This window comes from Haloferax sp. Atlit-10N (assembly GCF_003586325.1).
Taxonomy (GTDB): domain Archaea; phylum Halobacteriota; class Halobacteria; order Halobacteriales; family Haloferacaceae; genus Haloferax; species Haloferax prahovense.
The window spans coordinates 1,045,410-1,068,494 of the sequence record NZ_PSYX01000001.1; the positions used below are offsets into that span (position 1 = coordinate 1,045,410).

The window sequence follows — 23,085 nt, forward strand, 5'->3', positions numbered from 1 at the left end:
CGGGTCGCTCAGCGGTTGTCGTCGCCGGTGTCGTAGTGCTCGCCTGCCGCCTCCGGGATGCGGGTGCGGCCGACGAGCGCGAGGACGACGAGGACGGTCACGTACGGAATCGTCTGGATGAGCGAGTCGGGGATGGCGTAGCCTGGTACCTGCTGGAGGCGAATCTGGGCGGCCTCCAGCCCCGCGAAGAGGAACGACGCGCCGAACGCGCCGACGGGGTTGTAGTTCCCGAAGAGATACGCCACGATGGCGATGAAGCCCTTCCCGTTGACCATCGTCTGGTTGTTACCGACGAACTGACCGAGGCCGAGCGACAGCGCGGAGCCGCCGACACCGGCGAGGAAGCCCGAGAGGAGGACGCCCGCGTAGCGGACGCGGCTCACGTCGACGCCGACGGTGTCGAGCGCCTTCGGGTTCTCACCGGACGCGCGGACGTGGCGGCCGAACGCCGTGCGGTTCAGGACGTACCACGACGCCGGGACCGCGACGAGCATCATGTACACCGCGGGGTCGGCGTCGAAGAACGCGCCGAAAAACGGGATGTCCGAGAGGACGGGAATCGTCCACGTCCCGAGGGTCGTCCCGAGGTTGTCGGTGTTGACGCCGCCGTAGTAGACCGTCGCCGCGAACGGCGCGAGACCGAGCGCGATGAGCCAGACGGCGAGGCCGGCGATAATCTGGTCAGCCTTGAATCGGATGCAGACCACCGCGAACAGCGCCGAGAACAGCACCGACGAGAGGATGCCGGCGAAGAAGCCGATCCAGATGGCCGGGAGACCGAGGACGGTCATCTCGGGGCCGACGACGGCCGTCGTGATGACCGCGGTGAACGCCGAGATGATGAGTAGCCCTTCCAGCCCGATGTTCACCACGCCGGCCTTCTCGGAGAAGATGCCGCCGAGCGCGGCAAAGGTGATTGGCACCGAGAGCCGAAGCGCTGACGAGAGCGTGCTCCGACTCGTGAGGATGGCGAGGAAGTTGCCCCAGATACTGCTCGGGAACGCGAGGCCGAGGAGCGCGATGAACAGGAAGACGCTCAGCGCCCCGCCGGCGAGGGTCGCTCTGTAAGATAGTTCCGTGTCGCGGAGTCGGTCGATGGTGGTTGTACTCATTCGTCGTCACCTCCGAGGGAGCCGCCGTCCGTGGCGACGGTCTCGCGGTCCGGTTCGAGGTCGATAGTGGAGCCGAGCATGCGGAAGAACTCGGGCATCGCGACGAACAGGATGATGAGGCCGCGGAGGACGCCGACGAGCTGTTTCGGGACGCCGGTCCCGAACTGAACCGCGAGTGAGCCGGATTTGAGCGTCCCGAACAGGAGCGCCGCCGGGACGACACCGAACGGGTTGTTCCCCGCGAGGATGGAGACGGTGATGCCGTCGAACCCGAGCGCGGGGACGCCGGCCTGCCACTTGCCCATGACCATGAGCACCCAGATAGCGCCGCCCATGCCACCGAGCGCGCCGGAGAGGAACATGCTCGTGACGGTCGTGCGCTTGGCGTCGACGCCGCCGTACTCGGCGGCTTCCGGCTGTTCGCCGCTCGTCCGGAGGTCGTACCCGAACGAGGTCTGTTCGAGCAGGAACCAGACGGCGACGACGAGTGCGAGGCCGAACGCGAGCGCGAGAATCGAGAAGTCGCCGCCCTGCGGGAACGCCACCGGGAGGAGCGTCGCCCAATCGGGAAGCGGCGTCGTCTCGACGACCTGCGAGTCGGGGTTCCCGAAGAACTCGCTGACGAGGACGAACGCGATCTGCGCCGCGATGAAGTTCAGCATGATGGTCGTGATGACCTCGTTGGCGTCGGCGTAGGCCTTGAGCGCGCCCGGAATCGCGCCGTAGAGGCCGCCGACGAGCGCGCCGACGACGACGGCGAGCGGAATCAGGATGAGGCCGCCGACGAGCCCCGACGGGAGCAGCGGCGCGACGAAAAACGAGAACAGCGCCGTCGCGAGGCCGCCGAGGACGAGTTGGCCCTGCGTCCCGATGTTGAACAGGCCCGCGCGGAAGGAGACGGCGACCGAGAGGCCGGTGAAGATGAGAAGCGTCGTCTCCTTGAGCGTGAGCGCGAACCCGAAGTTCAGCGGGTTCCAGTTGGGGTTAAACAGCGCGGGGTCGTTCAGGAGGAACGGCTCGCCGAGCGCCCCGTTGAACAACACGAGGTACACCTCGACGGGGTCGTAACAGAAGCCGGTGCCGAACAGCGTCGTCGCCGCGGTCTGACACGTCGTGATGCGGCCGGAGACGAGGATGATGACCGCGCCGACGAGCACGGCCATGATGAGTGCGGCGAAGCTGATGAGGATGCGCTCGGTCGCGGAGGCGGCCGTCAGCCGCCGGAGGACGGCCTTCGCGTTCTCGGTCGCGCTCATTTGGCGTCACCCACGGGCGGTTCCGCGTCGGTCTCGGCGGTGTCGGGGCGTTCGCCGGCCATGAGCAGGCCAATCTCTTCTTCGGTGGTGTTGCGTGGGTCTACGATATCCATGAGTTCGCCGTCGTGCATGACGCCGAGGCGGTCCGAGAGGCCCTGCACCTCGTCGAGTTTCGAGGAGACGAGAAGGACCGCTTTCCCCTCGGCTCGGAGGTCCAAGAGCCGCTCGTGGATGAACTCCATCGCGCCGATGTCCACGCCGCGGGTCGGGTGGGTGGCGACGACGAGGTCCGGTTCGCGTTCGAACTCGCGGCCGACGATGAACTTCTGTTGGTTGCCGCCGGAGAAGGACTCGGCGTCGGCGTCGGCGTGGGGCGGTCGAACGTCGTATTCGTCGATGATTCGCTCGGCGTGGTCGCGCGCGTCGGCCCAGTTTATCCGGCCGTCGGCGGCGAACGTCGCGCTGTGCTGGCTGCCGAGGATGCCGTTCTGGACGAGGTCGAAGTCCATTACGAGCCCGCGTTCGTGGCGGTCCTCTGGGATGTACGCCATCCCGTCGGCGATGCGGGAGCGACGCGAGGCGTTGGTGACGTCCCGGCCCTTGTAAGAAATCGTCCCCTCGGTCGGCGTCCGCAGGCCGGTGATGGCCTCGACCAACTGCGACTGGCCGTTGCCGTCGACGCCGGCGATGCCGAACACCTCGCCCTCGCGGATGTCGAACGACACGTCGGAGACGGCGGGGATGCCGCGGTTGTCCTTTGCGGAGAGGTTCTGCACCGAGAGCACCTCGTCGCCCGGTTCCTGCGGTTCGGCCTTCGGTTCGAGGAGAACTTCGCGGCCAACCATCAGTTCGGCGAGCTCCTCGTTGGAGGTCTCGTCAGCCTTGACGGTGCCGACGTTCTTCCCGTTTCGGAGGACGGTGATGTCGTCGGCGGCGTGCATCGCCTCCCCGAGCTTGTGGCTGATGAAGATAATCGTCTTGCCCTGGGCGGTCAGCTCCTCGAAGACGCGGAACAGCTCTTCGACCTCCTGCGGGGTGAGGACCGCGGTGGGCTCGTCCAGAATCAGGATGTCGGCCCCGCGGTAGAGTGCTTTCAGAATCTCGACGCGCTGTTGAACGCCGACGCTCACGTCCTCAATGGCGTCGTCGGGGGTCACGTCGAATCCGTATCGGTTCGAGAGGTCGATGACCTCTTGGCGCGCGCGCTCCCGGTCGACGGTCGTGCCGAACCACTTGCGGGGTTCGTTGCCGAGGACGATGTTCTCGGCGACCGTCATGGGGTCGACCAACATGAAGTGCTGGTGAATCATACCGATTCCGGCGTCGATGGCGTCCGCGGGCGAATCGAAGTCCCGCGGTTCCCCGTCCACGTGGACGGTCCCCTCCGTGGGTTCATAGAGCCCGTAGAGGATGTTCATCAACGTCGTCTTGCCGGCCCCGTTTTCTCCCAGAAGTGCGTGCACCGTGCCGCGCTCGACGGTCAGGTCCACGTCGTCGTTCGCCACGACGCCGGGGAACCGTTTTGTGATTTCGTCGAGATGAACAGCGGTGCTCATCTTGACCCTTTTTTCGGGGGGGTTCGCTTAAACTCGTGGGATTCGCGTCGGCGCGGGAGTGGTCCACACGGAGCGTCGCGGCGGTTCTCGGGGAGTTCGAACCGTTCAACCCGCGAGCATGTTCGGCCGGCTGCTGTGTGAAAGCGGCAACATTGACCCCAATATTCGGGAATACTGTCGCTCGGCGCGCGGTGTCGAAAGAAATGCGAGTGTCGAGTGCGGCGTTACTCGGTCGTCGTCGGGATTTCGATGTCGCCGGCGATGATAGCCTCGCGGGACTCCGAGAGCGAATCCTTCACGTCCTGCGGGATTTCGGAACCGAGTTCCGCGCCGTAGACGGCGGCGACGCCGTCCTCTTCGAGGCCGAGCGTCGTGGTGGAACCGCCGTTGAACTCGTCGTTGACGACGTTCTCGACGGAGGTGTACACCGCCGACTCGACGCGCTTGACCATCGAGGCGAGAATGACGTCGGCGTAGTTCGGTTCGGTCTGCGACTGGTCGGAGTCGACGCCGATGGCGAACTTGCCCTGTTCTTTGGCCGCCTGGAAGACGCCGAGGCCGCTGCCGCCGGCCGCGTGGTAGACGACGTCAGCGCCGTTGTCGTACATCGAGGTGGCAATCTCCTTGCCCTTCGCGGAGTCGGAGAACGACCCGACGTAGGCCACGTCGACGGAAATTTCATCGTCCGCGTGCGCCACGCCGGCCTCGTAGCCGGCCTGGAACTTGCGGATGAGCTCGGTCTCGGTGCCGCCGACGAAGCCGACGCTCTTCGAGTCGGCCGTCGTCGAGCCGGAGCCAGCGGAGAACTCCTGGGTCGTGATGAGGCCGGCGAGGTAGCCGACCTGGAACGAGCCCTGTTCCTCGCGGAACAGGTAGCTCGCCACGTTGTCCTCGTCGACCACGTCGTCGACGATCATGAACTTCTGGTCCGAGAAACTCGGCGCGGTTTCGGAGAGCGCGGACTTCTGCGCGTAGCCGATACACGACACGAGGTCGTAGTCCGGGCTCGACGACTGCGCGAACCGGCGCTGGAACTGCGGGAACTCCTCCGCCGCCGAGGGCTGGGCCTCGTCGTAGGCGATGCCGAGTTCCGATTCCGCCTGCTCGATGCCGCGCTTCGCGGCGTCGTTGAACGACTTGTCACCGAGACCGCCGAGCGCGTAGACCATGCCGACGTTGGCCGACGGACCGGACTCCTCGGTCGTCTGCTCGGCCGTCGTGGTCTCATCGCCGCCGGACGACTCGGTCGTCGTCGCCGCCGTCGTGTCTTCGCTCCCCTCGGACGGTCCGCCCGTACAACCTGCGAGGCCAGCGATACCCGCGACCCCTGCCGCTTTGACAAAAGAACGTCTGTCCATATCTATGAACTCCTATTGAGACAGGGGCCGCGAAAATTGCATAAAGGTGTCGTTTCGCGGTTTCAGCGGCGTCGCATCACCACGTTTGCAAATCGCCGAGAACGGGTCCGCGGTTCACGTCCGCGGGCGTCGTGTTCGCGCCTCGCCGGGTCGCGCGTCCGGACCGATTCCCCCGGAGCCCCGCTCAGGCGTCCTCGATTTCGCCCTCGACGACGCCCGTCACCTCGTCGACGAGGTGGTCCACGTCGTCGGCCTCCGCGTACACGCGGATGTAGGGTTCCGTGCCGGACGGGCGGACCAGCGTCCACGACGCGTCGGCGAACTCCAGTCGGACGCCGTACTCGGTGTCGACCGACTCGGGGCCCATCGCGTCGGGAAGCGAGGTTTCGAGCGCCGCCATCGCCGCCCGCTTCTTCTCGTCGGGACACGGGACGCTCACCTTGCGGTACGGGCGCTCCGTGACCGGTTCGCGCAGGCCGGCCATGCCGGACTCCGCCGCGAGGCGGGCCACGAGCGCCGCCGACGCGACGCCGTCTATCCAGCCGCCGAGCGACGGGTGGATGTGCTTCCACGGCTCGGCCGCGAACACCACGTCGCCGCCGCCGGCGCGGGCGCTGGCGATGCCCTCGTGGAGCGCGCCGAGGCGGACGCGCTCGACCCGACCGCCGGCCTCGCGGACCCGCTCGTCGATGCGGCCCGAGGCGTTCGGCGTCGTGACGACGACGGGGTCGTCGGCGTCGGAGACGCGGACGTAGTGCTCGGCGACGATGGCGATGACGGTGTCCTCGTGGACGACCTCGCCGTTCCCGTCGATGATGACGATGCGGTCGGCGTCGCCGTCGTGGCCGATGCCGAAGTCGAAGTCGCCGTCGGCGACGAAGGCGATGAGGTCCGCGAGCGTCTCGGGCGTCGGCTTCGACTCGCGGCCGGGGAAGTGGCCGTCTATCTGCCCGTTGAGCGTGACGACGCGCGCGCCGAGGTCGCGGAGGACCTGCGGCGTGCCGAGCGCGGACATCCCGTTGCCGCAGTCGACGGCGACGTTGAGGCCGTCGAGGTCCGCCCCGTGCTGGCTGGCGAACTCGACGATAGCGCTTCGGTAGGCGTCGAGGACGCCGCTCGTCCCCGTCGCACCCCAGTCGTCCCAGTCGGTCGGGGACGCACCCGCCTCGACCCGCGCCTCGATGTCGCGTTCGAGGTCGCGGTCGTACTCCTGCCCGTCGACGAACATCTTGATGCCGTTGTCCGTCGGGGGGTTGTGCGAGGCGGTGAGCATGACGCCGCGTCGACCCCGCGAGGCGAACGCGAGCGCCGGCGTCGGGACGACGCCCACGCGGGTCACGTCCGCGCCGGCGGAGAGCAGACCGGCCTCGACGGCGGCGGCGAGGCCCTGCCCGGTCGTCCGTCCGTCGCGGCCGACGACGAACTCGGCGGGCGCGTCCGATTCGAGCGCGGCGAGGCCGGCGGCGCGGCCGACGCTGAGGGCGAGTTCCGGCGTGACTCGCTCCGTCGCGCTCCCGCGGATACCGGCGGTGCCGAAGAGTTCCATAGTCCAGCGTCGTGGGGGTCGTACTTAGATGCTGACGGTTCGCCGGATGCGTGCGGGTCGGGGGCACGGGGCGGCCGGTACGGTCGCGGCGACGGGCGGGGAGACGGCGACTCCGGCGTCGGACGGACCGCCGAACCGACCGCCAGAGGCAGCACGCCTTTGACGACGGATGACGAATCGGGTGCCATGAGCGAGCACGGTCGAACCCGCGCGCACGTCTACGTCTCGGGACACGTACAGGGCGTCTACTACCGGGCGACGACCCGCGACACCGCCCGCGACCGCGGCGTCGACGGCTGGGTGAAGAACCTCTCGGACGGCCGCGTCGAGGCCGTCTTCGAGGGCCCCCGCGACGACGTGGAGGCGATGGTCGAGTGGTGCCACGAGGGGAGTCCGATGGCGTCCGTCGAGGACGTGGATGTCACCTACGAGGAGCCGGACGGCGAGACCGGATTCCGCGTCGAGCGCTGACCGAGAACCCGACAACCGCCCGATAACATCAACGAGACGGCCAAATCGTTCAAGCTGGGTTCGGGGGACGTGTCCCCATGCGCTTCCGGAACGACACGCGGGGAATCGGCGTCGCAAAACTGTTTTTCACGCTCGTCACGAGCGTCGGACTCGGCCTCTCGATGGGCACCTCGTTTCTCATCGTCCGCGGGCCGTTCCTCGGCGGGCCGTCGCTCGACCCGTTTCCGATGATGGCCGCGCTCGCGGTGTTCATCGTCGGCATCGTCGTCCTCTCGTGGGGGTCGACGCGGCTGTTCGGCGTCGGAACCGGCGCGTGAGTAGGTACGCGAATACGAGCAGGTTCGTGAGCGGGGACGCGAATCTCAGTCGGCGGTCGCCGCCGCGCCGGACTCGCGTTCGACGCCGCCGAGAGGAACGAGCGGGTCGTTGCCGCTGAACCGGTCCCAGAGGACCAGCGCCGAGGGCAACACGAGCATCGACGCGAGGAACGAGTAGACGATGCTCGCGGCGGTGAGCAGGCCGAACTGGCCGAGGACCGAGAGCACCGCGAGGACGAGCACGCCGAGGCCGAAGACGGTCGTGAGCATGCTGCCCGCGAGCGCACCGCCGGTGCCGCGGACCGTCCGGTCGAGCGCGGTTTCGAGGTCGTGGTCGGCGCGCTCGTCGACGAAGCGGTGGACGACGTGGACCGAGTAGTCCACGCCGAGGCCGATAGTCAGCGCGAGCACCGTCGCGGTGAAGGCGTTGAACGAGATGCCGGCGAGTCGCATCGTCCCGGCGACGAACGTGACCGCGACGAGGATGGGCACGAGGTTGGCGAGCGCGAGCGAGGGGCGGCGTTCGAGCCACCAGTAGACGAACACGAGGAACGCACCGGTGCCGGCCATCGAGATGGCGAGACTCTGCACCGCGGAGTCGAGGATGAGGTCCGAGATAGCCGAGAAGACGACGACCGCGCCGGTGGCCGTGCTCGGACCGCGGAAGCGCGCGGCGACCTCGCGGGCGTCGGCGACGACCGCGTCGTCGTCCGCGTCGGCCCGGACGCGGTAGTCGACCCGCGAACTCCGGTAGTCGTCGGCGAGGTACTCTCCGGCGCGGGCGGCCGAGTCGGTGGCGAACAGCGCGTCGTACACCTCGGCGAGGTTCCGGTCGGGGACGCCGTCGCCGTCGCGGTCGTGTCGCGCGACGACCGCGGCGAACTCGGGGTTCTCCCGGGCCTCGGCGTCGATGACGGTGAGGACGCTCGTCGAGTCGGCCCGGCGGTCCTCGACGATGAACGTGTCCGGCGGGTCCTGTGCGACCCGGTCGAGCGTTTCGAGGTAGGCGTCGTCGGTCGGTCGCCCCTCGAGGTACACCGTCACGACCCCGCTCTGGGAGGACGAAAAGCGCTCTTCGAGGAACTCGATGTCGGCGACGACGCTGTAGTCGCTCGGCGCGAAGGGCTCGGGGAGGGATTTCAGGTACGCCGGGGCCTCCGCGGGCGGCAGGAAGTCCTCCTGTCCGAACTCGGTGTCGACGCCCGTGGCGTACCACATCGCAGACCCCGAGAGGACGAGCGCGACGACGAGGACGACAGCGGGGGCGCGGAGGGCGGGCGCGACGCCGAGCCGGAGGACCCTCCCGAGCGAACTCCCCTCGCGGCCGAGCGGCGACTGGCTGAACGTCGGAATCGGGTAGCGCTCGCGGAGCCTGTCCACCTCGACTTTCGTCGCCGGGAGGAACACGCCGAACACGAGGAAGGTGAAGACGATGCCGATGGCCGCGACGACGCCGAAGTCCCGAATCGGCGTGAGGTTGCTCACGAGGTTCGAGAGGAAGCCGATGACGGTGGTCGCGGTGACGATGAAGAACGCCACGAGGAGCTGGTCCGTCGCCTTTCGCATCGCATCGCCGACGGGAAGCCCCTCGGCGCGGTCCTCGCGGTAGCGGTTGATCGCGTGGATGCCGAAGTCGATGCCGACCGCGAGGAGCAGCGGCGGCACGGCGATCATAATCTGGTTGAACGGGATGCCCGCGAGTCCGAGGAAGCCGAACGTCCAGACGATGGCCATCCCGAGCGCGGCGGTCCCCAACAGCAGGTCCACGAGGTCGCGGTAGGCGACGACGAGGAAGAAGAGGATGAAGACGACGGCCGCGGGCACGACGAGGATGAGCGAGTCGGCGATGACGGTCCCGAACTCGTCGGCGATGACGCCCGAGCCGAAGACGGAGATGTCGCCGCCGACGGTGGCGACGACGCGCCCGGCGGTCCGCTGAATCGGGGTGAGCGGGCTGTCGCCGCCCTGTCCCGCACCGGCCTCGTCGGCCAGCGGAATCGAGTGGGTGACGACCGCAATCGTCGCCGAGGCGCTCGCCGCGGTCGGGTTGAAGTCGTCGGCGAGGAGGCCGGTAAAGCGCTCGTTGTCGGCGTTCTCGCGGACCGCGGCGGCGACCTCGCTGTCGGTCGCGCGTTCGAGCGCCGAAATCTGCTCGGCGAGGCCGTCGGCGTCGGGGTCGAGCGTCTCCGCGACGACCGAGGCGGCGCTGGCGGTGCCGACGACGCGGAGGTCGTCGCGGTCCGAGAGGCGCTTTTGGGCCTCCAGCATCCGCAGGAGTTCGCGCCTCGTCAGGACGTTCGGTGCGCGCTGGATGAGCTGCGTGCTACCGGTCCCAGCCTCGAAGCGCGGTGAGAACTCCTCGGTGACGCGCGAAAACGCCTCCTCTTCCGGTACTTCCTCGGCGAACTGCTCGGTCCCCGCCTCGGTCGAGACGGCGCTCAGTCCCGCCCCGAACACCAGCGTGACGACGAGGAAGACGAGGATGACGCGCCGCGAGCGGTTGACGATGCGGTGGTCGACCCAGTCGACGAACCGCTGGAACTCCAGTCGGGCCACGGCTCAGCGCCGCCCCCGCCGGCGGACGACGAGGAAGCCCGCGCCGCCGACCGCCGCGAGGAGGACGACCGCGCCGACGAGCGGGGCCGAGAGGCCGAACGGGAGGCCGCCACTGTCTTCGGATTCCTCGACGCGGACGGGCACGCGGTAGGCGTCCGAGATTGTCGTCTCGCCCGCGCCGTCGTCGTAGCGGAAGTCGAGTTCGGCCGGGTAGTCCTTCTCCAGCGCGCCGCGGGCGGCCGACACGTCGAACACGAGCGTCGCCGACTCGCCGGGCGCGAGTTCGTCCACGAACGCCTCGGAGTCGGCAGACGACAGGGGGTCTTCGAGGTATATCTTCGCGGAGATGTCGGTGAGCGTCTCGTCGCGGTCGTTGACGACCGTCACGCGGAGTTGTCCGCTCCGACCCGGCGCGACGGTGCCCTCGTCGACGGTCACGCCGAACTCGGGGGTCGCGGCGGCGACGGCGACCCGGAGGTCGATGTCGTCGCCGGTGCGCCGGTCACCCTCGGCGTCGCGGTAGGCGACGGTCGCGGTGAACTGCCGGGGGCCGGCGTCCGCGTCGTCCGAGATTCCCACGTCGAACGAGAACGGGACGCGCTCGCCGGGTTCGAGGTCGCCGAGGGCGAACTCGGTCTCGGTCGCCGTCGCGCTCCCCTCGGGGAGCGAGAGCGTCACGACCGCGTTGCGCGCGAGGGTCGCTCCGTCGTTGACGACGACGCCCTCGATTCGGCCCTCGTCGCCGACGCGGAGCGTGCTCGTCACGTCCGCGACGGAGAACGACTGCTTGGGCGAGGGGACGAACCCGGCGGCGAGGTCGGGGGACTGTCGGCGCGCGCCGTCGGGGTCCTCGTAGGCGACGGCGACGCCGAGGACGTAGCCGCGGACGGACGCCTCGGAATCGAGCGCGGTGTCGTAGACGAAGGTCCGATTCTCACCGGCGGGCCAGTCGGCGGCGAAACTGCTCGCGGTCTGCGCGCCGTCGAAGCTCACGTCGGCCGACTGGGCGGTCACCGCGACGACGGCGTTCCGCGCGTCGAGTTCGCCCGTGTTCTGCAGGGTCAACGCGACCGCGCCGCTCCCGCCGACGGGGACCGACGAGTCCGCGCCGACGACGGCGAACCGCACGCGCTCTTCGATTCTGATGGGCACGTCGAGGCGGTAGACGCGGCGGTGGGCGTTGTCGAACTCGTAGAACACGTCGAGGCGGAGTTTGTACTCGCCGGCCGCGACGTTCTCGGGGGCCTCGACCCGGAAGGCGACCTCTCGGGTGTCGCTGTCGTTCATCGTGCCGACGAACAGGTCGCCGGTCCTGACGGTGAAGGGGGTGTTTCGCGGGGAGAGCCTAACGCGGACGTTCTCCGCGGGCTTGGCCACGTCTTCGGTGTCCACCGGGTCGTTGGCGAAGACCACTCGTACCGTCGTCTCGACGCCGGGTTCGACCACCGGGTCGACCACGTAGGCGCGGAAGACGGGGACGTTGTTCGGTTCGGCCTGCTGGCCGGCGACGGGTGTCGGGAGCGCGGCGAGGACGAGCAGTACGGCGACCAAGATAGCGGTGTGACTCTTCATCGTGAGGTCCCGGCGGGCGGCACCGACGGCGTCCGGGTCCGCGGACATCGGCGCGGGGGCGGCGACGGACCGACCCAACTAGTCGCTGATACGTCCTCTGCGGGGAAATACGATATTCGCCCTGCTCGGGACAGTCAGCCGGGCGAGAAAATCGAAGTCGTCGCTTCCGGGAGGCTCAGCGAACGCGACTCACACGGGTCTGTCGACGCCGAGTTCGGCCATCGCGCGGACCACGACGTGGGCCTCCACGAGGTCGCGCACTTCGACCATCGGGTCGTCGGCGTCGTCGATGACGGCGCGGGCCTCGGCGAGCATGCGGTCTTCTTGTTCGGTCTGGTCGGGTTCCTCGCGGGTGCTGTTCAGGAGCGCCTCGAAGTCCTCGCGGATACTGAAGTCCGCGCGGGCGACGTTGCACCGAGAGAGAGAGGGTGCATGCCGAGGTCCAAGACCAACTCGGTGACGAGTTCCCAGTCGCTCTCGCAGAATTGGAGCGTCACGTCGCCGACGATGTCGCGCCACGCGATGGGGGCGGCGTTCTCCATGAGCGTCACCGCTCGCGGGGGGACCGCGATGCGGGCGACCGTCTTCGGGTCGTCGCAGAGACAGCAGGGCCGGTCCGTCCTGCCGGTGTACATACGCGGGGTTAGGATGGGTTGTAGATGTAGCTTCGGGCCGGGGACACAGGGCCGAATTCGGGCGATAACAGGGCGTTAGGCCGACCGTAGCGGGCGCTCAGGGCGTTGAAACGGTCGGGTTCGAGTCCGGGGCGGGGACGTCGAACCCGCGTAGAGGCAGCGGGAGGCGCGACCGACTGCGTGCTGGCACTGAATCACGCATTGGGCTGGGCTGGGTATTCTGTGGTGGCGACAGTGGCCGCGCCATCTATCCGATTGAACACCGTGCATAAATATCTTCTCCCCGAAGAATACCCAACACTATTGTTGACTATATACTCGTGTGTTTCAAGATCTTACGGATAGATGCTAGTGATTGTCAAACTTCTGTATTCGTCCCGAGAGCCCCCGTCGGGACGCGAATCGCCATCTCCAGTCCGGCGGCGTCCCGCGGCGGGTCGCTCGGGAGCGTCCCGAGCGGTCGCCGGGCCGCGGCCGCGAGCGCGAGCGCGTCGAGCACGTCGTCGCGAGCCACGTCGCGTCGGAGCGTCCGGGCCAGCGTCTCGCGGTAGGCGCGCTCGGCGTCGAACTTCGACGCGTCCGTCGCGCCGGCATTCGAACTGTCGTCGCCGACCCCGTCGCCGGCGAACGCCGTCTTGAGCACGTCGAGGCGGCGAGCGCGGCCCTCGGCTGTCGCTTTCGATTCCGAGAGCGGTTCGCCGGCGAACGCGGCGAACGCGAGTTCGGGATGGGATTCGAACACGCGCTGTCGGGCGCGCTGTGTCTCCCGAAGAGCGGCGTCGACCTCGCGGATTTTGGGCACGAGGTGCCACGCCTGAATCGAGAGTCCCGCCCCGGTGTGTTCGCGGTTCGTCGCGCTTGCCGCCTCGTGGGAGTCGGCGTCGAGGACGGCCCGGACGGGCGCGAAGAAGACGGTGGCGGCCCGAGCGCCGAGCAGTTCGCGGGCCTCGCGGTCGCACGCGCGGCGGTCGGACTCGGGAAGACCGATAGGGATGTCCACGAGCACCCGCTCAGCGTCACGCTCGCGGGCGAGGTCCCAGACGGCGGCGAAGTCAGAGACGACTCTCACGGAGAGGCCGTCGGCGGCGACGGCACACACCCAGCCCGACCGACAGCCGTCGACACCGACGACGGTGCATCGCTGTGGCACGGCTCGCAGTACGGGGCTGGGAGACAAAAGCGTCGGAGTTAGGAGTCGAGGGCCGTAGCCGTCATCTGCCGGCAGGAGTCGCGGAGTTCGTTGAGCGTCACGTCGACAGTCGCGTCGAGCGAGACGAGCAGTTTCACGTCGTCCTCGAGGGGCACCCTGACGATGAGCGCGTCGTCGATGGCGAACGCGACGAGTTCCGGCCCTCCGATTGGCAGGTCTTCGAGGGGTTGGTCGATGGCCTCCTCGTTCGTGAGCGTCGCGACGAGCGTCTTGACGGTGTCTTCGTCGTAGCGTTCGATGAGCGACTGCTCGAAGAAGCGAATCCGCGTCTGAATCGGCTCACACCACGCGATTGCTCGGAGCGCGCCCCCGTACGCTTTCTGTAAATCCGAGGATAGTTCGGGCGCGGGGAACTCGCCGTCGTCGACGACGGTGATGTCCGCCTCCCGGTCGAGTGCGACCCGTTCGTAGGCGAGTTCGCCGAGGTCCGTCAGTCCGTAGAGTCGCCCTTTCTGCTGTGACTCCGGTACCAACAGTTCGACGATGCCCCGCTCCCGCAGTTCGGAGAGCGCCCGAGACACGTGCGGCTGTGCGAGGTCGGTCTCCGCGGCGATTCGAGACGGAAGTCCCGAACCGTGTTCCGAGAGATACCGACACACGGCCAGTCGATACCGAGAACTCGCAATGTACCCCGCGGAGTCCCACGTCTCGGTCATAAATGAGACTCTCCGCTGGTTGTTTTCATCATGGTTGACACGTCCCGTACTGATATGCACTGCCAAGCGGGGTATATCTTTCGAGGGTCGAACAATACTACCATATACGTACCATATATTGGTTGAGAACGAAACGTTCTCTCACTTACTCGTCCAGAGTGTGCCGATTCTACCACCGAACGTCCGAACTCTTCGTGGACGTTACCGACTTGGAGTGACGCTGGCGTAACCGGATACCTGCACGGTTACCCGGTGGCATGTATGTCAGCAAACACATATATCGGTTCCGTCTCGTACCAGGTAACGTAATGATAGTACTACACCCGACGACGGACCGTCACAGAACCACCGCCGCGACGGAGGTACCGAGATGAGCGTCGCGCTCCAGTTCGCCTCTCCCGGCGCGGACATCGCGTTCCTCCTCGCGCGCGTCCTCTTCGGCGCGGTGCTCGCGTTCATGGGACTCAACCACTTCCTGAACCTCGACCACATGACCGGCTACGCGGAGATGAAGGGCCTGCCGGCGGCCCGCCTCGGCGTCGTCGTCTCCGGCGGGATGCTCGTGTTCGGCGGTCTCGGTATCGCCCTCGGCGTCCTGCCCGCGCTCGCCGCCGGTGCCGTCGCCGTCTTCCTTGTCGTCGGAACGCCGGTGTTCCACGACTTCTGGGCGGTTCCCGAGGAGCAACAGGAGTCCGAGATGACAAGCTTCCTGAAGAACGTCGTCATGCTCGGCGGCGCGCTCGTCTTCCTCGCACTCAGCGGGACGACGTGGTCCTACGCCGTCGGCCTGACGCTGCTCTAACCGCGCCGAGGCGGCTCCGAAGCGACGACGACGAGACTCTCGACCCGCCACCGCCCCACAGATTCATCGGCGTCCGAACCCACCACACATCCATTCACCCATTCATGACCGACGCAATACCGGGCTTGACACGCGCACGTCTCCCGCCGCATAGCCGACCCCGTCCGCCCGCGGAGGCGGGTCGCTGATGGACGGTGCGCCCGACGAGTTCGGCTCCCCGTACCGCCTGCTCTCGGGGGCCGTGGTCCCTCGTCCCATCGCGTGGGTGAGCACCCGCGGCGACGACGCCGACAACCTCGCGCCGTACAGTTTCTCCACCGTCGCCAGCGTCGACCCGCCGGTCGTCGTCTTCGCGCCGGTCGGCCGCGGCCCGTCGCTGAAGGACACGCCGCGAAACGCCATCTCCCGCGGCGAGTTCGTCGTCAACGTCGTCACCCGAGACCTCGTCGAGGCGATGAACGAGACCGCCGCGACGGTCCCGCCCGGCGTCGACGAGTTCGAACACGCCGGCATCGAGAAGGCCGAGTCCCTCCGGGTCGACGCCCCCCGCGTCGCCGACGCTAAAGTCGCCTTCGAGTGCACACTCTACGACAGCGTGGAGGTCGGATCCTCGACGCTCGTCCTCGGCGAGGTCGTCCACGCGCACGTCGCCGACGAGGTGTTGACCGACGGCAAACTCGACACGAGGAAACTCGACGCGGTCGGCCGACTCGCGGGCAACGAGTACGCGACGACCGACGACCGGTTCGAACTCGTCCGCCCCGACTAACGTCCCGACGAGGCTGCGCCGACGACCCGCCCGTTATCACAAATTGATAATGGGGCGCGAAGGTTTATCGCGGGATGCGAAGTCTGTCCGAACAATGAGCGACGTGTCGTTGTCGAGTGTGCTCTCGTTTCTCGATACCGACGACGCGGCGACCGTCGTCGAGCGGGTCCGCTCAGCCCGCGGGGAGCGGACGAAACGGACCGTCCGCGACGGGCGGACGTTCCTCTTTGCGGCCCCCGAAGGGGAGCCACAACCGACCGAGGTCGTCTGGATAGACGTCGAAGCCGCGTTCGACGCCCGGAGCGTCGAGGCGTTCGCCGAGCGTTGCGACGACCGCGGCATCGACGGAACGCTCCTGACGACCGGCGACGAGGAACAGGCCGCGGAGACGCTCGCGCTCGCGTTCGCTGCCGACGAACAGCTCGACGAACCCGACGAGGACGGCGACCGCGCCCTCGTCGTGGACCCCGAGGAGGTCGAACGGCCCATCGAACTCGTGGCGCTCCCCGGTCTCGTGGAGGCGCTCGAAGACGCCGACCTCGACGAGGCTATCATCGACGAGTATCACGAGCCGCACGAACCGGAGTTCGAGGACATCGTCGACGAGATCGACGCCGAGGAAGCCCGCGCCGCGGCCGAGGCGGACGCCGCCGAAGACGCTGGCTCCGGTCGCGCGCTCGCACTCCTCGTCGCGGCCGTGGTCATCGCGGCGGTCGCGGCGGCGGTCGTACTGTTCGGTCCGTTCTGAGCCGTCGCGTGGAGATACACCCTCGGCCCGCTGACTCACTCACCCACTCACTCACTTCGGTCCCGGCGCGCCTCGTCTGTGGGTCGCCGCTTTGCGAGCCGCTCGATTCTCCGCAGCGCGAGCGCACAGACCGCGGCGTACGGCCCCGCGAGCACCGGTACTTCGAACGCCACCTCGCAGCGGTCGGCCCCGACCGACTCCACGCGGTGTCCCGTCGCCGGAATCCCGGCCACGTGCCACGTCCACCGACGGGACTCGTCGTCGCACGTCTCGATGCTGAACGGGACCCAGACGCCGGCGACGCGAACCTCCCCGCGACTTCCCGCCTCGATGCGTCTGTCGACGCCGCGGACGGCCGACACGCTCGGCCCCCAGTCGGGCCAGTCGGCGACCGACACTAACACGTCCCACGCCGCGTCCGCGGGAGCCGAAATCCGCCGGGAGACGGCCAGTCGCCGCCCGTCCGGTGTTCGTTCCACACGCGTTCGGGTCCGGTTCGACTCGCCCCTCATATCTCCTAGTATGCTAATAAGTCGTAATATAATATCGCCGAAATCTTTATCCACGAATCGTGGTAGCAACTACCAAGGCAACACATGAGCAACACAAGTGACCGCCCGAACGAGACGATGCGAGACGTCAGCCACACACCGCCGACAGGGGAGAGCGTCACGAACGTCTGGGAGCGAGGACACGAATCCGAGTCCACAGAATAGCCGGGCAGAACCAATCGCACGACGACGAACAGCAACGAACCACACGCATCGAACTCGAACGACCAGCCAACCAATCGAACCGTAACGAACCGACCGAACTGTAACGAACCGACCGAACCGTAACGAACCGACCGAACCGTAACGAACCGACCGCACCGAACTCGACCAAACCAGCCAACCAATCGAAGCGGACCCAGCGAATCAACCACGAGACAGCCAATACGATACGACGACCCACGTAACCGAACGGCGACCGATTGCATCGAACTCGACCGCCTCCCGCTGGAGAGGGAGAACGTGCGTCCTTCCTGCGCACCGTTGCGACCGACCCGCGCCGGCCCTCCCGCCGGCGCGCACTCGATTTCCGACCGACTATACTCGTTACCCGCCGGTGTCGACACCTATCGGGACGTTTAACCCCGAGTCCGACGGGCGTTCGAACATGAAGGCCACCGCCAAGGCCCACCCGATTCAGGGCCTCGTGAAGTATCACGGGATGCGAGACACGGAGCGCCGAATGCCGTACCACGACAGCATCAGCGTCTGCACGGCCCCGAGCCACACGAAGACGACCGTCGAGTTCCTCCCCGACGCCGACGAGGACACCTACGTCATCGGCGGCGAGGAAGTCGAGGGCCGCGGCGCGGAGCGCATCCAAGCCGTCGTCGACCGGGTCCGCGAACTGGCCGACTTCGACCACCGCGTCCGCCTCGAAAGCGAGAACTCCTTCCCCTCGAACATCGGGTTCGGGTCGTCGGCGTCCGGGTTCGCCGCGGCCGCGATGGCGCTCGCCGAGGCGGCCGGCCTCGATATGACGCATCCCGAAGTCTCGACCATCGCTCGCCGCGGGTCGGCGTCCGCCGCCCGCGCCGTCACGGGCGCGGTCTCGCACCTCTACTCGGGGATGAACGACACCGACTGTCGCTCCGAGCGCATCGAGACCGACCTCGAAGACGACCTGCGCATCGTCGCCGCGCACGTCCCCGCCTACAAGGAGACCGAACAGGCCCACGCCGAGGCCGCCGACAGCCACATGTTCCAGGCGCGGATGGCCCACATCCACGCCCAGATAGACGACATGCGCGACGCGCTGTACGACGCCGACTTCGACGCCGCCTTCGAACTCGCCGAGCACGACTCGCTGTCGCTCGCGGCGACGACGATGACCGGCCCCGCCGGCTGGGTCTACTGGCAGCCGCGCACCATCGCCGTCTTCAACGCCGTCCGCAGGCTCCGGAACGAAGAGGACGTGCCGGTCTACTTCTCGACCGACACCGGCGCGAGCGTCTACGTCAACACCACCGAGGAACACGTCGACCGCGTCGAGGAAGCCGTCGCCGACTGCGGCGTCGAAACCGACGTGTGGGGCGTCGGCGGCCCCGCCGAGGTGCTCGACGACTCCGAGGCGCTGTTCTGAGCGTCCGGCCGACCGCCGCGTACCGCGACCGCCGTCACCCTCTTTTTGCTCGCGCCCGACGAGACAGCCATGCGTGTCCTGGTTCTCGGTGCCGGGTACGCGGGCCTCACGCTCGCCCGCGACCTCGAACGCCGACTCCCCGTCGACGCCGACCTGACCGTGGTGAACGACTCCCCGCACCACCTCGTCCAACACGAAGTCCACCGCGCGATTCGACGGCCGGCGGTCGCCGACGCGATTCAGGTCCCCCTCGACGAGGCGCTCGACCGCGCCGAGGTCGTCGTCGACCGCGTGACGGGCGTCGACCGCGACGCGCGGACCGTCGAACTGGCCGAGGGCGACGCGCTCGACTACGACTACTGCGCGGTCTGTCTGGGCGCTGAGACCGCCTACTACGGCATCCCCGGCCTCGAAGCCAACTCGGTCCCGCTGAAGCGCGTCGCCGACGCCGAAACCATCCGCAAGCGGTTCTTCGACGACTGCGACGAGGGCGGCACCGTCGTCGTCGGCGGCGCGGGGCTGTCGGGCGTGCAGATCGCGGGCGAACTCGCCGCGCTCCGCGACGAGGAGGGCGCGCACGCCGACATCGTCCTCGTGGAGCAACTGGACGCCGTCGCGCCGTCGTTCGACGAGTCGTTCCAGCGGGCGGTCCGCGACGAACTCCTCGACAGGGGCGTCGAGATTCGAACCGAGACGACCGTCGAGTCGGTGACGGACGCGACCGTCGCGACCGACACCGGCGACCTCGACTACGACCTGCTGGTCTGGACCGGCGGCATCGCCGGCGACGACGCGATGGGCGGCGAGCGACCCCCCGTCAGGGCCGACCTCCGACTCGACCGGCGGACCTTCGTCGTCGGCGACGCGGCCCGCGCGGTCGACGCCGACGGCGAGCCGGTCCCCGCGAGCGCCTCCGCGGCCCTCCGGGAGGCGAAAACCGTCGCCCGCAACGTCGCGGCGCAGGTCGAGTTCGAACTCGACGGCGACGGGAACGACTTCGCGCCGCGGCCCGACCCCTACCGGTTCGAAGTCCCCGGCTGGATCGTCTCGGTCGGCGACGGCGCGGTCGCACAGGTCGGCCCGAGCATCTTCCGCGGGAAGGCCGCGAAGGCGATGAAAGCCACCGTCGGAGCGGGCCATCTCACCTCGGTCGGCGCGATTTCGCGGGCGGTCGACCTCGTCGACGAGGAACTGCACGCCTGACGCCGCCCCCAGCGGAAGCGCTCCCGCAGTCCGGCGATTCCCCTGAGAAGTTCTTTATCCGATGGCGGAGTATCGCCGTCCATAGTCAACGATGCCGGGCACCATCTCCGAGACGACGCCTCCGAGGGCACCACTCGAACCGTGACTGACGAGCGAGGCGCTCGATGAACTGGCAGCACACCGCCTACGCCTACCCGATGGTCTTCGCGGCGGTGGTCGCCGGCGTCCTCTCCGCCTACGCGGTCCAGTTCGTCCGCCGCCGCGGGCGGAACCCGACCGTCGTCTCGTTCGCCGTGCTGACGGCCGCCGTCACCTTCTGGACCGCGACGACGGCGGTCAAGCTGTTTCTCGTCGACCCCGACGCGAAACTGGTCGCGTACAAGCTCCTCCACGTCGGGGCGATGGCGGCCGCGCCGACGTTCTTCGTCTTCGCCCTCGCGTACACCGACCGCCGGGAGCTGCTCGACCGCCACGTGGTGGCGTCGCTGTACGTCGTCCCCGCGGTGTTCCTCGCGGTCCTCTTTGTCAACCCGCTGGAACTGGGTTACACCGGCTGGGAACTGTCGACCGTCGACGGCGTGACCGTCCTCTCCGTCGCCGACGGCCCGGTGAGCGTGTTCGGCCTCGTCTACGGATTCGTCCTGCTGTTTCTCGGACTCGGCATCATCGGTCAGTACGCGCTCGAACTCGACCGCCCCTACCGGACGCAGGCGACGCTCCTCATCGTCGGGATGCTCGTTCCGTCGGTCGTCGCCGCGCTCGAACTCACCGACACCCCGCCGCTCGCCGGAGGTGTCAACCTCATCCCCGCCTCGCTCGCGGTCCCATCGGTGACGTTCGGCATCGCCGTCTACCGCTACAAGCTCCTCGACATCCTCCCGCTCGCCTACGCGACCGCCGGCGCGCACTCGGCTGACGGCCTCGTCGTCCTCGACGCCGACGAGGTCGTCGTCCACGTCAACGACCACGTCCGGCCGCTGTTGGGAACCGGCGACCCCCTCCTCGGTCGTCCGGCGAGCGAGGCCCTCCCGAACTACGGCGACCTCGACGGCGAGCACTCGTCGTGCGACGTGCTCGTCGAGGGCGAGCGCTACGTCGAACTGACGCGCATCCCGCTCGACCGCGCCGGCGACCCCCTCGGGTGGGTGGTCTCGGTCCGCGACGTGACGCCCCGGAAGCACTACGAGCTCGCCTTGGAGTCGAGAAACGACGAGCTGGAGGTGCTGAACCGCATCGTCCGCCACGACATCCGAAACGACATGCAGCTCGTGACGGCGTACATCGACATCGTCCTCGAACACGAGCCGCTGTCCGACGAGGCGCGGTCGCAGCTGGAGACCGCGCTCCGGCGGGCGCTCAACACCGTCGACCTCACCGACGTGCTCGGACAGTTGATGCGCGCGACGAACGACGACGAGCGCCGTCGTCACCTCGACGTCGGGGCCACGCTCCGAGAGGCCGTCGAAGACGTTCGCGAGGGGCACCCGAACGCGACGTTCGCGGTCGCCGACCTCCCGTCCGCGACGGTCTCCGCCAACGACCTGCTCGACTCCGTGTTCGTGAACGTCCTGAAGAACGCGGTCGTCCACAGCGACCGCGACGAGCCGTCGGTCGACGTCTCGGCGGCGGCGGACGACGGGCGCGTCACCGTCCGCATCGCCGACGACGGCCCCGGCATCTCCGACGAGCGGAAGTCGGTCGTCTTCGGGAAGGGCGCGAAAGGGGTAGAGAGCCCCGGCACCGGAACGGGACTGTACCTCGTCGAGACCATCGTCACGAACTTCGGCGGCACCGTGCATATCGAGGACAACGAACCGCGTGGAAGCGTCTTCGTCATCGACCTCCCGCTCGCGACCGTCGAAGCCGCGGACTGAGCGACCCGGTCGCGGCCGACGCCACGCCCGTCGAATCAACTCGCCACACGTTTCCCGCTGTGTGACAACTGTTATCGGCCATGTATGTGATTAACAATCATGGACTATTTGCTCTCGGACGAACAGCGGGCCATCCGCGAGGAGGTCCGACGGTTCGCCGAAAACGAGGTCGCACCGGTTGCGGGCGAGTACGACGAGGCGGAGACGTATCCCGCGGAGGTCGTCCGCAAGGCGTCGGAGATGGGACTGACGGGGGCGCACTTCCCCGTCGAGTACGGCGGCGTCGGCTACTCCTCGCTGGAGAACGCCCTCGTGACAGAGGAACTGTTCGCGGTCGACCCCGGTATCGGGCTCTGCATCACGAGCGCCGGGTTCGGCGCGGAGGCCATCATCAGCTTCGGCACCGACGACCAGAAAGAGCGCTTCCTGCCGCCGATTACGGAGGGCGAGTCCGTCATGGGCGCGGCCATCAGCGAACCGCAGGCGGGTTCCGACGTGACCTCGGTTCGCACCCGCGCCGAGAAGGACGGCGACGAGTGGGTGATAAACGGCACCAAGATGTGGATAACGAACGGGAGCGTCGGCGACTACTTCGTCGTCATGTGCCAGACCGACCCCGACGCGGACGACCGCTACGCGGGCTTCTCACAGCTCATCGTCGAGGCCGACCGCGACGGCTTCTCCGCCGACAAGATAACGGGGAAGATGGGTATCCGCGCCAGCGACACGGCCGAACTCGTCTTCGACGACGTGCGCGTGCCCGAGGAGAACCTCGTCGGCACCGAGGGAATGGGCTTCCTCCAGCTCATGCAGTTTTTCGACGAGACGCGGACCGCGGTGGCCGCGCAGGCGGTCGGCATCGCGAAGGGGGCCTGCGACCGGGCGCTCGACTACGCCAAAGAGCGCGAGCAGTTCGGACGCCCCATCGGCGACTTTCAGGCGATTCAACACAAGCTCGCTGAGATGCACACCGCGACCGAGGCCGCCCGGCAGTTGACCTACAAGTCGGCGTGGAGCGTCGACAACGACGAGGGCCAACTGACCGCGCTCGCGTCGATGGCCAAGGAGTTCGCCTCGAACGTCGCCACCGACGTGGCCGACGAGGCCGTCCAGATTCACGGCGGGGCCGGCTTCGTCAACGACCACGACGTCGAACGGCTCTACCGCGACGCGAAAATCACGCAGATTTACGAGGGGACCACGGAGATTCAGAAGAACATCATCGCCCGCGAACTGCTCGGGAAGGGCATCTGAGGCCCGCTAGCGGCGAACCATCGCCCCGTCGTCTGCCTCCGCCGTCCCGCTGCGGTT

The 23,085-nt window shown here is 68.0% G+C and carries 19 protein-coding genes and 1 pseudogene; 9 read left to right on the forward strand and 11 right to left on the reverse strand.

The annotated features are described in order from the left end of the window. Nucleotides 1-8: 8 nt before the first annotated feature. The 5 genes from C5B91_RS05490 to C5B91_RS05510 form a co-directional block, all read right to left on the reverse strand. Complete coding sequence (locus C5B91_RS05490; RefSeq protein ID WP_008093217.1) at nt 9-1,112, reverse strand: ABC transporter permease; 1,104 nt, start codon at nt 1,110-1,112, stop codon at nt 9-11. Beyond that, on the reverse strand, nt 1,109-2,368 hold the full coding sequence (locus tag C5B91_RS05495) for an ABC transporter permease (RefSeq protein WP_115819200.1): 1,260 nt from the start codon (nt 2,366-2,368) through the stop codon (nt 1,109-1,111). Before C5B91_RS05495 ends, C5B91_RS05490 begins: the two co-directional genes overlap by 4 nt. Then, nucleotides 2,365-3,924: an ABC transporter ATP-binding protein gene (locus C5B91_RS05500; protein WP_115819201.1), complete on the reverse strand. Its 1,560-nt coding sequence runs from the start codon at nt 3,922-3,924 to the stop codon at nt 2,365-2,367. Before C5B91_RS05500 ends, C5B91_RS05495 begins: the two co-directional genes overlap by 4 nt. Nucleotides 3,925-4,148: 224 nt before the next feature. Next, the gene (locus C5B91_RS05505; RefSeq protein ID WP_008093225.1) at nt 4,149-5,282 is read right to left on the reverse strand and encodes a BMP family protein; all 1,134 of its coding nucleotides are present in this window, start codon (nt 5,280-5,282) and stop codon (nt 4,149-4,151) included. 184 nt (nt 5,283-5,466) lie between these two features. Continuing rightward, nucleotides 5,467-6,828, reverse strand: coding sequence for a phosphopentomutase/phosphoglucosamine mutase (locus C5B91_RS05510; RefSeq protein ID WP_115819202.1), 1,362 nt, complete (start codon nt 6,826-6,828; stop codon nt 5,467-5,469). Nucleotides 6,829-7,014: 186 nt separating this feature from the next. Between C5B91_RS05510 and C5B91_RS05515 the strand changes: the two genes are divergently transcribed. Together C5B91_RS05515 and C5B91_RS05520 are read left to right on the forward strand one after the other, a co-directional pair. Further along, entirely contained in the window at nt 7,015-7,299 is a 285-nt protein-coding gene (locus C5B91_RS05515) for an acylphosphatase (RefSeq protein ID WP_004977112.1), read from the forward strand. Nucleotides 7,300-7,376: 77 nt separating this feature from the next. Next, on the forward strand, nt 7,377-7,616 hold the full coding sequence (locus C5B91_RS05520) for a hypothetical protein (protein WP_004977111.1): 240 nt from the start codon (nt 7,377-7,379) through the stop codon (nt 7,614-7,616). Between the two features lie 45 nt (nt 7,617-7,661). On the opposite strand, the gene C5B91_RS05525 is transcribed toward C5B91_RS05520, so the two are convergent. The 5 genes and pseudogenes from C5B91_RS05525 to C5B91_RS05545 form a co-directional block, all read right to left on the reverse strand. Then, nucleotides 7,662-10,172, reverse strand: a complete 2,511-nt coding sequence (locus tag C5B91_RS05525) for an RND family transporter (RefSeq protein WP_115819203.1) — start codon at nt 10,170-10,172, stop codon at nt 7,662-7,664. 3 nt (nt 10,173-10,175) lie between these two features. Continuing rightward, nucleotides 10,176-11,822 carry a COG1361 S-layer family protein gene (locus tag C5B91_RS05530; protein WP_233547658.1) on the reverse strand — a complete coding sequence of 549 codons (1,647 nt, stop codon included), beginning with the start codon at nt 11,820-11,822 and terminating at the stop codon, nt 10,176-10,178. A 111-nt stretch (nt 11,823-11,933) separates the two neighbouring features. After that, nucleotides 11,934-12,379: pseudogene (locus C5B91_RS05535) on the reverse strand (hypothetical protein). Between the two features lie 358 nt (nt 12,380-12,737). Further along, a complete protein-coding gene (locus C5B91_RS05540; RefSeq protein WP_049913426.1) occupies nt 12,738-13,529 on the reverse strand; it encodes a DUF429 domain-containing protein in 792 nt (263 codons plus the stop codon). A gap of 38 nt (nt 13,530-13,567) precedes the next feature. Continuing rightward, nucleotides 13,568-14,245, reverse strand: a complete 678-nt coding sequence (locus C5B91_RS05545) for a winged helix-turn-helix domain-containing protein (protein WP_115819204.1) — start codon at nt 14,243-14,245, stop codon at nt 13,568-13,570. 370 nt (nt 14,246-14,615) lie between these two features. Here C5B91_RS05545 and C5B91_RS05550 point away from each other — a divergent pair, with 370 nt between their 5' ends. The 3 genes from C5B91_RS05550 to C5B91_RS05560 all read left to right on the forward strand — a co-directional run bounded on the left by C5B91_RS05550 (nt 14,616) and on the right by C5B91_RS05560 (nt 16,564). After that, a complete protein-coding gene (locus tag C5B91_RS05550) occupies nt 14,616-15,047 on the forward strand; it encodes a DoxX family protein (protein ID WP_008093237.1) in 432 nt (143 codons plus the stop codon). A 187-nt stretch (nt 15,048-15,234) separates the two neighbouring features. Continuing rightward, nucleotides 15,235-15,816: a flavin reductase family protein gene (locus C5B91_RS05555; protein WP_008093238.1), complete on the forward strand. Its 582-nt coding sequence runs from the start codon at nt 15,235-15,237 to the stop codon at nt 15,814-15,816. Between the two features lie 94 nt (nt 15,817-15,910). After that, complete coding sequence (locus C5B91_RS05560; protein ID WP_008093239.1) at nt 15,911-16,564, forward strand: hypothetical protein; 654 nt, start codon at nt 15,911-15,913, stop codon at nt 16,562-16,564. 47 nt (nt 16,565-16,611) lie between these two features. Here C5B91_RS05560 and C5B91_RS05565 read toward each other — a convergent pair whose 3' ends face one another. Then, nucleotides 16,612-17,076: an SRPBCC family protein gene (locus tag C5B91_RS05565; RefSeq protein ID WP_233514187.1), complete on the reverse strand. Its 465-nt coding sequence runs from the start codon at nt 17,074-17,076 to the stop codon at nt 16,612-16,614. A gap of 646 nt (nt 17,077-17,722) precedes the next feature. Between C5B91_RS05565 and mvaD the strand changes: the two genes are divergently transcribed. The 4 genes from mvaD to C5B91_RS05585 all read left to right on the forward strand — a co-directional run bounded on the left by mvaD (nt 17,723) and on the right by C5B91_RS05585 (nt 23,028). After that, nucleotides 17,723-18,697 (forward strand): phosphomevalonate decarboxylase MvaD, encoded by a 975-nt coding sequence (mvaD, locus tag C5B91_RS05570; RefSeq protein WP_008093241.1) that lies wholly within the window; start codon nt 17,723-17,725, stop codon nt 18,695-18,697. A 69-nt stretch (nt 18,698-18,766) separates the two neighbouring features. After that, nucleotides 18,767-19,900 (forward strand): NAD(P)/FAD-dependent oxidoreductase, encoded by a 1,134-nt coding sequence (locus C5B91_RS05575; RefSeq protein ID WP_115819205.1) that lies wholly within the window; start codon nt 18,767-18,769, stop codon nt 19,898-19,900. Nucleotides 19,901-20,064: 164 nt separating this feature from the next. Then, nucleotides 20,065-21,774, forward strand: coding sequence for a histidine kinase N-terminal 7TM domain-containing protein (locus C5B91_RS05580; protein WP_115819206.1), 1,710 nt, complete (start codon nt 20,065-20,067; stop codon nt 21,772-21,774). Between the two features lie 99 nt (nt 21,775-21,873). Next, complete coding sequence (locus tag C5B91_RS05585) at nt 21,874-23,028, forward strand: acyl-CoA dehydrogenase family protein (RefSeq protein ID WP_115819207.1); 1,155 nt, start codon at nt 21,874-21,876, stop codon at nt 23,026-23,028. The last annotated feature ends 57 nt before the right edge of the window (nt 23,029-23,085 follow it).